Annotated in this window: 7 protein-coding genes and 7 pseudogenes; 7 read left to right on the top strand and 7 right to left on the bottom strand. The window is 34.6% G+C overall.

The window, feature by feature from the left end:
* Nucleotides 1–65 precede the first annotated feature (65 nt).
* A pseudogene (locus ACODS7_RS29650) lies at nt 66–290 on the top strand (DDE-type integrase/transposase/recombinase); the annotation flags it as partial.
* Nucleotides 291–546: 256 nt separating this feature from the next.
* Here ACODS7_RS29650 and ACODS7_RS29645 read toward each other — a convergent pair.
* From ACODS7_RS29645 to ACODS7_RS29635, 3 genes are all read right to left on the bottom strand, one after another.
* Nucleotides 547–1,419, bottom strand: a complete 873-nt coding sequence (locus ACODS7_RS29645) for an HBL/NHE enterotoxin family protein (RefSeq protein ID WP_488828274.1) — start codon at nt 1,417–1,419, stop codon at nt 547–549.
* Nucleotides 1,420–1,663: 244 nt separating this feature from the next.
* Nucleotides 1,664–2,851: a ClyA family alpha-helical pore-forming toxin gene (locus tag ACODS7_RS29640; RefSeq protein ID WP_243169183.1), complete on the bottom strand. Its 1,188-nt coding sequence runs from the start codon at nt 2,849–2,851 to the stop codon at nt 1,664–1,666.
* Nucleotides 2,852–2,876: 25 nt separating this feature from the next.
* On the bottom strand, nt 2,877–4,070 hold the full coding sequence (locus tag ACODS7_RS29635; RefSeq protein WP_488828272.1) for an HBL/NHE enterotoxin family protein: 1,194 nt from the start codon (nt 4,068–4,070) through the stop codon (nt 2,877–2,879).
* Between the two features lie 311 nt (nt 4,071–4,381).
* On the opposite strand from ACODS7_RS29635, the pseudogene ACODS7_RS29630 reads away from it, so the two are divergent.
* The 4 genes and pseudogenes from ACODS7_RS29630 to ACODS7_RS29615 all read left to right on the top strand — a co-directional run.
* Nucleotides 4,382–5,072: pseudogene (locus ACODS7_RS29630) on the top strand (IS6 family transposase).
* Between the two features lie 43 nt (nt 5,073–5,115).
* Nucleotides 5,116–5,250 (top strand): hypothetical protein, encoded by a 135-nt coding sequence (locus ACODS7_RS29625; protein ID WP_336458252.1) that lies wholly within the window; start codon nt 5,116–5,118, stop codon nt 5,248–5,250.
* A 28-nt stretch (nt 5,251–5,278) separates the two neighbouring features.
* Nucleotides 5,279–5,500, top strand: coding sequence for a hypothetical protein (locus tag ACODS7_RS29620; RefSeq protein ID WP_336457761.1), 222 nt, complete (start codon nt 5,279–5,281; stop codon nt 5,498–5,500).
* Nucleotides 5,451–5,586 (top strand): annotated as a pseudogene (locus tag ACODS7_RS29615) (DDE-type integrase/transposase/recombinase); the annotation flags it as partial. The gene ACODS7_RS29620 and the pseudogene ACODS7_RS29615, both read left to right, overlap by 50 nt.
* A 10-nt stretch (nt 5,587–5,596) precedes the next feature.
* On the opposite strand, the gene ACODS7_RS29610 reads toward ACODS7_RS29615, so the two are convergent.
* Nucleotides 5,597–6,184, bottom strand: coding sequence for a TetR/AcrR family transcriptional regulator (locus tag ACODS7_RS29610; protein ID WP_336457760.1), 588 nt, complete (start codon nt 6,182–6,184; stop codon nt 5,597–5,599).
* Nucleotides 6,185–6,220: 36 nt separating this feature from the next.
* Nucleotides 6,221–7,057 (bottom strand): annotated as a pseudogene (locus tag ACODS7_RS29605) (IS5 family transposase).
* A gap of 39 nt (nt 7,058–7,096) precedes the next feature.
* On the opposite strand from ACODS7_RS29605, the pseudogene ACODS7_RS29600 reads away from it, so the two are divergent.
* Both ACODS7_RS29600 and ACODS7_RS29595 read left to right on the top strand, forming a co-directional pair.
* Nucleotides 7,097–7,354: pseudogene (locus tag ACODS7_RS29600) on the top strand (transposase); the annotation flags it as partial.
* A gap of 13 nt (nt 7,355–7,367) precedes the next feature.
* Nucleotides 7,368–7,853, top strand: a pseudogene (locus ACODS7_RS29595) (Rpn family recombination-promoting nuclease/putative transposase); the annotation flags it as partial.
* A gap of 360 nt (nt 7,854–8,213) precedes the next feature.
* Here the strand turns inward: ACODS7_RS29595 and ACODS7_RS29590 are convergent.
* Nucleotides 8,214–8,581: pseudogene (locus ACODS7_RS29590) on the bottom strand (hypothetical protein).
* Nucleotides 8,582–8,729: 148 nt separating this feature from the next.
* The gene (locus tag ACODS7_RS29585) at nt 8,730–8,945 is read right to left on the bottom strand and encodes a hypothetical protein (protein ID WP_336457993.1); all 216 of its coding nucleotides are present in this window, start codon (nt 8,943–8,945) and stop codon (nt 8,730–8,732) included.
* Between the last annotated feature and the right edge of the window lie 246 nt (nt 8,946–9,191).

The following is a 9,191-nucleotide window of genomic DNA, read 5'->3' as shown; positions in this document are numbered from 1 at the left end:
GCTCACCTCTGTATTTTGCGTTGCACTTCTCTGTATTTTTGCTCTGCTGAAAACACAGTACTCCACTTCGTGTGAAAAAATATTTAAATAACATTATTGAACAAAATCATCGGTTTATCAAAAAACGTATTCGGAATATGCTTGGATTGAAATCATTGCAAACAGCTACAAAAATGATTGCTGGAATAGAAGCTCTGCATATGGTCAAAAAAGGACAGACTCTCCAAGGGGAGAAGTCTGTCCAAAGGCAAATATATCTTATCAATGAACTCTTTGGGTTAACAGCATAAAATTCAATTCCGCTAGGAATCTTTTGTTCTTTTTTCATATCCCACTATTTTTGCACCAGAACCTTAATTTTACATAGCAATCAAACTTTGTTTGTACTACAACAATTATTAACGACTCCGTAACATCTATCTTCTGATTTTAATTTGCTTAGAATTATTAAGAAAGTATAACATTTCTTTGCACTTAAGATGTGTAAAGAAGTTGAATCTCATTCAGAAGATCCGTTGCGAATAACATTTTACTAAACTCTATTTATTATAAAATTTTTGCTTGAGTATATACATCATCCCAAGAAACCTTCATATTTTTTAACTCTGCCTCTAAAAAAGCTGAATCTACACTACTAGAAGAACCCTCTATCGCATCAATTAATCCACTGATTTTCGCTTGTAATTTATACAAATTCGTGGTGAATTTTTCAAGTGGTCCGAGTAATCCTGGTGACGGAATCCATCCGTTTGACCCCTGAAAAACTTGTAAATGAGTTGCTAATTGAAAATGCAGAGTATCTACCATATGCAGTTCTACTGCGACTTTCTGAATAGCCTCTCTACCTTGAGAAGTGTTCTGTGCTCCAGCATTATACAAACTATCAATAGTATTCTGCCTAGCCACTTTAGCAGCCTGTACTGTATTAGTAAAGGCTTGAAATTCACGTGTACTATCAATAATTTTACTGTTAAAATTGTTAAAATCATTTAAAAATAATGCAACATTCGATTGTTTCCCCGTAATGTCCCCTTGTATTTGTTTAAGTAACTGTAATACCATTTGCATGTCTTTTTTTGATGCTGCCTGCGTAATCTCATTATACTTAGAATAGAAAGTAACATTATAATTCAGTATATTGTCAACAGTCGGGTTTATTTTGGGCTTTATGTCATTTTGCCACTGCGTTACGCTGTCATAAACGATGTTTGATTGTGTGTTCATTTTAGCAATCAAGCTTGCATCTAGTATGCCTTTTGTATCATTTATTGCCGTATAAAGTCTAGTACGCTTACTTACAAGCATGTCCATTTCTTTATCGACATTCGGTATAAAAGTACTTGCTGCATGAGAAATAGTAGGGTGTAAACACATGAATCCTAAACTGAAGATGACAAGAAATTTTGTTAGTAGCTTCACTTTATAATCCCCTCTCTTATTGTTCATCTGGTTTGAAATTTTCATTAGGCTAAGAATATATATAAGTCCTACTTATATTTTCGACATCACCATATGATGTTTAAAACATCCAATAAATTGTTATGGCTTACATGCAAGTGAATTTAGGCATGGTGAATTTCTAAAGAGGACTTATATATACTATGAAAACATGGAATAACGACTTTACTACTATTTATACAGTGGCAAAGTCGTTATCTAGTTTCTAGTTTTTCACTTCAATATTTGCTGTACTCATCGAGTTTGCAAAATCTTTAATATCTTTCCAAGACAGTTTGGCATTATCAATATCAGCTTTAATCCAAGTTGCTGCATCTATATCATTCAAATCTACTAATTCAACAGCTTGTGCTAATCCATTAAATTTAGCTCCAAGTTGTGACCACTCATTCGCTAATCCTTGTGCAGCAGTTACAGCCTCAGTGGCTTGTGTTTTTAAAGTGTCTATATTTTTTTGAGCATATGTTAAAGAGATTGCCTGTTGTTCCCACTCCGTTTTCTGTGCGACTAGTTTTACAAGAGTATCTCGACTCGCATTCATTAAATCATTACCTTGCTTAATCATGATACTTCCACCTGCTATACCACCAGCACCAAGGCCACCGACTAGGAGCCCAAGCTTTGTACCACCACCAAGTGTTCCCACAGTAATCAATGTACCTAGAACTACACCACCAACACCTGCTGCTAATAGTACAGAACCACCTACAATTAAACCAACGCCTTTGTTGACATTATCTTGATTGACCTTTATTTGGTCTAATAAACTTGGAAGACCTTGATCACGACTACTCATAACAGTCAAAATAGCATTGGAACTTGTTGTAAAATTACCAGCGTCTGTTCCCAGTTTATCTCTAAACCCTTGTAATTGTGTAACTTTTTCTTTTGCTTTTTGTTCATAGTTTGCAGCATTTGCAGCAAGACGTTTTAAACCATCCGCTAACTTTGCTTTATCTTTCGTATCTACAGCCTTTTTTAAATCCTCCGAATAAGATTCATATCGATTGGAAAAGTTAATCACATCTTGATTTAAATAAATCAACCCTGGTTTAATCACATTTAGCCACTGACGTGCATTATTTTGGGCAGTCGATAAATCTGTATTAACCCTTGCAATCTGACTCGCATCTAATCCTGCTAAATTAAACGCTGGGACTGTTAGAACAGTATTCGCGTATGTCTCTATTACTAGAACATTAGAATTAGTAGACTGCAGTTGGTCTTTAAATTGCTGCGATACTGCCATGTCTTTTGAGTTGACTTGTTGTTGAACGTGTTTTATTTGTGTTGTACCAGTTTCAGCGGATGCTGCCGGTGCTACAATACCAGATGTAAGTAATGCTGTAACTAGTGCTGACGTCGTCAGGATTTTTGTCGGAATTTTTCGCATAATATTTTCTCCTCATGGATTATTTTTATCTATGTTGTATTTGAATAGAATAATTGTCTTGATGCTGTTTTGTAACAACACGTAAACTATCAGTTGTTGTTTTGAATGCTTTTAAGTTGTTACTAATTTCATTTTTGTTATTGTTCTCTATATTGTACTTAAGAGTTGCTAATGCATCCTTTAATTCCAGTAAGCCACCTTCATAGGCACTTAGGCTGTTATCCATTAAGGCTACCGTAGCTGCAACATTCTCTGCTTGTCCATGTACAATTTGTAATGCTGCACCTTCTGCTTTTTTTGTATTCAAAGCTTTTAATTTTTTCATTAAATCGCCATGTGATTTAATGAAATTTGCATTTTCAGTAGCTACAACTGCATTGTTTTTTTCCATCGTAGCGGTAATTCCTGTTATGAGTGGCATTACTACCTTTCCACCCTCTAAAATTGCGGAACCATTGATGATTGAATCCTCAACATCTTCATTTATTAACGGTAATTGGGAAACAGCAATACCCACTTGTGCTCCAAATAAAAGCGAATCTACAGCCATTTGAACCGCAACACTTGCAAGTTTATCTCGACTAACTTTCATTTGTTTTTGAATATTTTCAATATCGGTAGTCAGTTGAGTGATGGAAGAATCTGAATCGTCCAAAGTGTCCATAACCGTTTTAATCTCATTTTTTAGGGTATCCGCAGAAAACTCTAACTGGACTGCGGATGTATTGACTGTTTTTTTGATACTTTCAAACGATTGAATTTTACCATCTAGAACTGTGTTAAGTTTTTCAATTCGTTTTAATAAGCCTTCCTTGTCTTCAGGATTTTTCAATTGTGCTAGTGTAGAAAGTAAATCATAATTCGCCTCAAAATAATTCACAAAATCGATGATATTTTGATTGAGTTGAATCATACTAGGAGAAGTATGATTTAAAAATGCACTTGTATCTGTTTGTAATGTTTTGTGAGCTTTTTGTAGAGAAGATTGATTTTTTAATACCAAAGCCCCCTGTGTGCGCAGCGCTAACGCATCTGCTTGTACTTTTATCCAGTTTGCTCCGATTGTCGGTAAAGCTTTTCGTAATTTATCATAGCGATATTGTTGCTCTTGAGCTACAATTTGTCCTGTAGTTTCAGCGGAAGCAATGCCACCATAACTGAAACTACTAAATCCAATAGACAATACCAGTCCTGTTGTTGCGAGAGCTTTTAGTCTCATTCGTATCCCTCCAAAGGCATTTATACATCAAATTTAAATTTAAAAAAATTTTTTAATTCGATGACACCCTCAATATAACATGTTTTTGTTAGGACATCGAGCAATATAATTTGGTAATTAAATACAATTAATTCTATGAATAACCATTTTAAAATAGAGAGTCTGTTTAGAATCTGTGATATAATCTGTACAAAAAAGGATGATTCTTATGATACATGATTATACAAGGTTCTGGTGCAAAAAAGGGTTCTGATGCAAAGATTTTTAAACGAAGTTAACATGTAGAAAAAATAAAATGAGGAGCATGATACATGAAATATTTTAAAGGAAAACAATTCAAAAAAGATATTATTTTGGTAGCCGTAGGCTACTATTGTCGTTTTTCTTTAAGCTATCGTGATGTCTCTGAAATCCTAAAAGAACGAGGAGTTTCTGTTCACCCTACAACCATTATGCGTTGGGTGCATGAATATGGAAATCTGATGTATCAAATGTGGAAGAAGAAAAACAAATCAGCACACCATGCATGCTTGGCATTTAGATGAGACTTACATCAAAGTAAAGGGGGAGTGGCACTAGCGGTATCGTGCAATAGATGGAGATGGATATACTTTGGATATTCAACTTCGAAAAACACGTGATCATCAAGCGGCGTATATGTTTATGAAGCGACTCGTCAAAGCTTATGGAGAACCATCGGTTCTTACAACAGACAAGGCCACGGCTTTGCTGTGTGCATTCAAAAAATTACAGAAAGATGATTATTATACACATACCAAACACTGTACGATTAAACATCGTGATAATCTGATTGAACAAGATCATCGACATGTAAAACGACGCTTTGCCAAATCTTCTGGATTCCAAAGTATCCGTCATGCTTCTCGTACGATAAAAGGGATTGGAACGATTCAGGCTATATATAAACAAAGACGAAGTCTTGAAACAGACTCCGTCTTTTCGGTGTACAATGAACTACAAAAATTAGTAGGCATTGCTTAAACGCCATTTCCACTTTATAACTTTCGCTCTATTTTTTCCAAACTTGCAACAGAACCCTGCAGGGTTTGATGCTGAAATTTCTACACCAGCTTTAGCAGTGTTACTACAGGAATTAAAAGAAAATGGTCAATTTGATACCTATAAAAGAAAGTATCAGGAATTACTGGAAATCGTATAATAAAAAATAGACAAAGGCGGTTATCCATATGGAGAAGGTTTCACAACACGTATTAGACATTTTATCGGCTGGAATTGCAGAATATACACAAAATATCACATTAATGATGATGGCATATGAAGATGGATTAGACATGGTTGAGATAGAAGAAATTCAATCTGTATATGAAAAATTAGAAACAACGATGCTGTTTTATCAATCGCACAATCGATTCCGAAGGAAATACGATCGATTGTTATTTAAGTCGTAAAAGATGCGAAGGCTGCCAAGTGTTTTCTAAAGAAAGCCTTGGCTTCTTGTCATGCCACAAATCTTCGCTCGATAACTGCTGATGGTGCTTCCAATTTTATATTTTAACTTTTAAAAAATTAATAATGTAATCTATCTTTTCTCTATTTGTTATTGTATCTATGTTTTCATCTAAAGCCATAGTTAAAAACATCTGATATTTTGGCAAAATGACAAATGAGCTTATCCAATGCATAGTAAAAGATAGAGAGGTAAAATTAAACTCGTTTTTTTCTTTTCCAGTTTGTAATATAAATCGTAATTGCTGCCAAGGGCTTTTAATATACGGAATAACGTCAAGAAATCTTGCATTTGGTGCTAAGATCTCTTGATAAGTGATGAGGGCAATTTCCGAATCAGCATCTAAATGATCAAATATGTACATTAAGTATGATTCTAATGCTTTAGTCGGTTCGTCCGGAAAAATAGCAAGGTAATTCGGGATCTTTTGTGATATACAAAATTGTTTGAAGACTTCTTGATATAAATATTCTTTTCCACCAAAATAGTATGAAATCATAGCAATATTCACGTTAGCTTCTTTCACAATGTCTTGTATATTTGTTGAATCATACCCTTTTTTAGCAAAAATTTTTTTAGCACTACGTAATATAGTTTCTTTTATTTGATTTCGATTTTTAACCATTTGCTATCCGCTCCTGTAATAAAGATATATTAATTATTATACTACCACTTTTCCATTCTTTTTGCGTAACTGCTTAGAACCTGTTAAAAATCTTTTTAATAAAATTGCCACACCTGCCAATAGGCAACTTTGTCTGCTATTTTCAAGTGTTCGTTCACAATTTTTCCAAAGTCTGCGGTAATTTTCCAACCAAGAAAAAGTTCGTTCCACAATCCAGCGTTTCGGTAAAACGACGAACTTGTGAAGTTCAGATCGTTTGATGATTTCAACCGAACAACCAATCGTTTTTTTATTGATTGCGCAAAGGATGGCCCAGTATATCCGCCATCACAAAGTATATTTGTCACTTTCTTCAATGTTTTCTTGTGTCTTTTACACATTTGGATGGCACCCTCTCGGTCTGTTATGTTTGCAGTTGTTACATCAATTGCATGAATGAGACCGTTCGTATCTACAGCGATATGACGTTTGATTCCTGACACTTTCTTTCCAGCATCATACCCCTTTTCACCAGCTATCCATGTGTTTTTCACGCTTTGTGCATCTACGATGCAGAAACTTGTCTCATTCTTACGTCCATCTTGTTCGCGATAGGTTTCAACTAATTTTTTTATGCACTTTTTCGAGAAGACTTATGCCATTCTCGTCTACTTTCCGCCAAATCTGATAGTAGAAATAAACAGTTTGCCAGTTTGGGAAGTCACTTGGTAGATTGCGCCATTGGCAACCTGTGGTAAGCACGTATAGTACGCCGCAGAATACCTCATATAAATCAACTGTACGTGGACGCGTCCTTTTACGTGCGTTTTCCAAATCTTCTCGAATGAGTTCGAACTGTTCATGTGAAACGTTACTTGTATAATTATGTATCATAGAAAATATCCTTTTTGTACAGATTATATCATAGATTCTAAACAGGTTCTTACGGATGGTGGGTACACAGGAGAAAAGTTTCAAAAAGAAATTCAAAAGCTATTGAATGCTGAAGTACAAGTTGCCAAGCGGTCAGCATTGCATCAATTTCAAGTGATCCCCAAAAGATGGATCATAGAGCGCTCATTTGCTTGGCTAGAAAAATACAGACGATTGTTCAAAAATGTAGAGAGAAAACTAGAAACAAGTAAACAAATGGTTGTCCTAGGATTTCTCGCTATTTTAATAAAAAGGTAAGACTATAAACAGGCTCTTAGATGATCTCGAATTGCACATCATTGAAATCCCAAAATTAATGACGCAATGGAAAGAAGAACAAGTCAATCCGTGGGAAGACGATTTTGTACGATGGTTACTCTTATTATCTGCCAATGAAGATACACAATTAACGCATACGCTGGAGGAGATCGCCATGAACCGAGACCCGATTTTAAAAGATGCGATGCAAAAATGGGAAAAGATGAGTCAAGACCCTGGATTCCGTATGCTATATGAAGCAAGACAAAAGGCTCTGATTGATGAGACTTCTAAGTTCAAGTATGCAGAGAAGAAAGGCATAGAAAAGGGACGTAAAGAAGGAAAAGAAGAAGGACTTCAAGAGGGTATGGAAAAAGGAAAATTAGCCGAAAGAGAACAATTAATCCGTGGCATGCATAAAAATGGCATGAATATCGAAGATATTGCGAAATTTACCAATATGGGCCTGTCGGATATACGCCATATTTTAGACAAGTAAAGTGTACCGTACATTTTTTAACAAGGTTAGATGATTCTTTAGGGCCATCTGAACCTGAAGAACTAATATCAGAAAACAAACCGAATATTCAGAAAATATAGATCGAATAAATCCAGTTATGTTATAATTAGCGTAACCGATATACTGTACTATCTTTTACTCGCTGATTTGTATAACAAGTCAGCGAGTTTTCCGTATGTTCCACGGTCTTTTTATCAGTAAATTCCTATCAAGAAATGATTGCCTAAAAAAAGTTACTTGCTAGCAAAAGAATGGAATAAGTACATACCATTTTGTTTTTATACAGAAATATAAATAAATATTTTCAAGCGATAGGCTTTTTTCTATTATTCTATCTCATCAATGCATTCTTTTCAATGTTTTACTCGTATGAGAATCCATTACGTTTACTAAGATATCCGCAATACGTTTTCCATCTTCAAAAATGATTTGATTCTTTGTATATATATCTATATATTGTCCTAATCCTTCGCTTAACAACACTTCTAATTGCCCATTATCCAGTATTTTACCCGTTAAAATGGTGGGATGTTTACTTAGTGAACGATACAATTACGATACAATTGTAACGTATTAGCTAAGGATGCCACTAATGGTCTCAATAGGGCATCATAGTGTGGCAGCATATCCGCAGCGATTTGCTCATTTAGCACAAAATCGATCCCATTCTCCTTTAAATCAAACCGATATAAGAAAATCATGTACATAGCACGTCCTTTTGCACTTTATGTGCATGATAGTAGTAGATAATAGAAAGTTGAGAACATAATTATACTTCATTCTCCAACTTTCTCGACTGAATTTCAAAAAGGTGTATGTTTATTATATAACTGTATGGATCAACTTTTCAATTTATTATTTCATTTTGGCTGGATATTTCCAATCTCGCTTATTTTTTTTATCAGCGTTTATGTTTGTTTTTTGTTTCTTATGCTTTACTTTATTCTTTACTTGATCTTGTTGTTCAAATGTATCTAACTTTGTTTGCATTTGTTCCAGTTGTTCTTTTACTTCCTTAAGTTCCAACTTAATTTCTGATAGCAACCTTAAAATGGCATCGCCTTTATTCATAACAACCACCTTATTTCAGAAGATGAGTATTTTCTCAATGAATAATAGATTGAATTTTCTGTTTATTTTGGTATAATTAAGAAGAATAATTGCCATTATTCCCTTTTCGAAGGACGGACTATACCAATAGAACCGTTCTTTTTTTGTTAGGCCCTTTTAATATTTAGAAATTTATTATAGGGGTACCGCCACATGCCCATCAACTTAAGAGAACAAATAAAATGAAATTCCCTTCAAAAGGGTTAT

The organism is Bacillus sp. FG16 (genome assembly GCF_057809515.1).
The sequence above is the reverse complement of the archived record's forward strand: the minus strand, read 5'-3'. Positions and strand labels throughout refer to the sequence as shown.

Excerpts from the sequence above, each read along its gene's own strand:
- ACODS7_RS29610 (WP_336457760.1), bottom strand. The coding sequence starts at position 6,184 with ATGGTTAAAAATCGAAATCAAATAAAAGAAACTATATTACGTAGTGCT.
- ACODS7_RS29640 (WP_243169183.1), bottom strand. The coding sequence starts at position 2,851 with ATGCGAAAAATTCCGACAAAAATCCTGACGACGTCAGCACTAGTTACA.
- ACODS7_RS29635 (WP_488828272.1), bottom strand. The coding sequence starts at position 4,070 with ATGAGACTAAAAGCTCTCGCAACAACAGGACTGGTATTGTCTATTGGA.
- ACODS7_RS29620 (WP_336457761.1), top strand. The coding sequence starts at position 5,279 with ATGGAGAAGGTTTCACAACACGTATTAGACATTTTATCGGCTGGAATT.
- ACODS7_RS29585 (WP_336457993.1), bottom strand. The coding sequence starts at position 8,945 with ATGAATAAAGGCGATGCCATTTTAAGGTTGCTATCAGAAATTAAGTTG.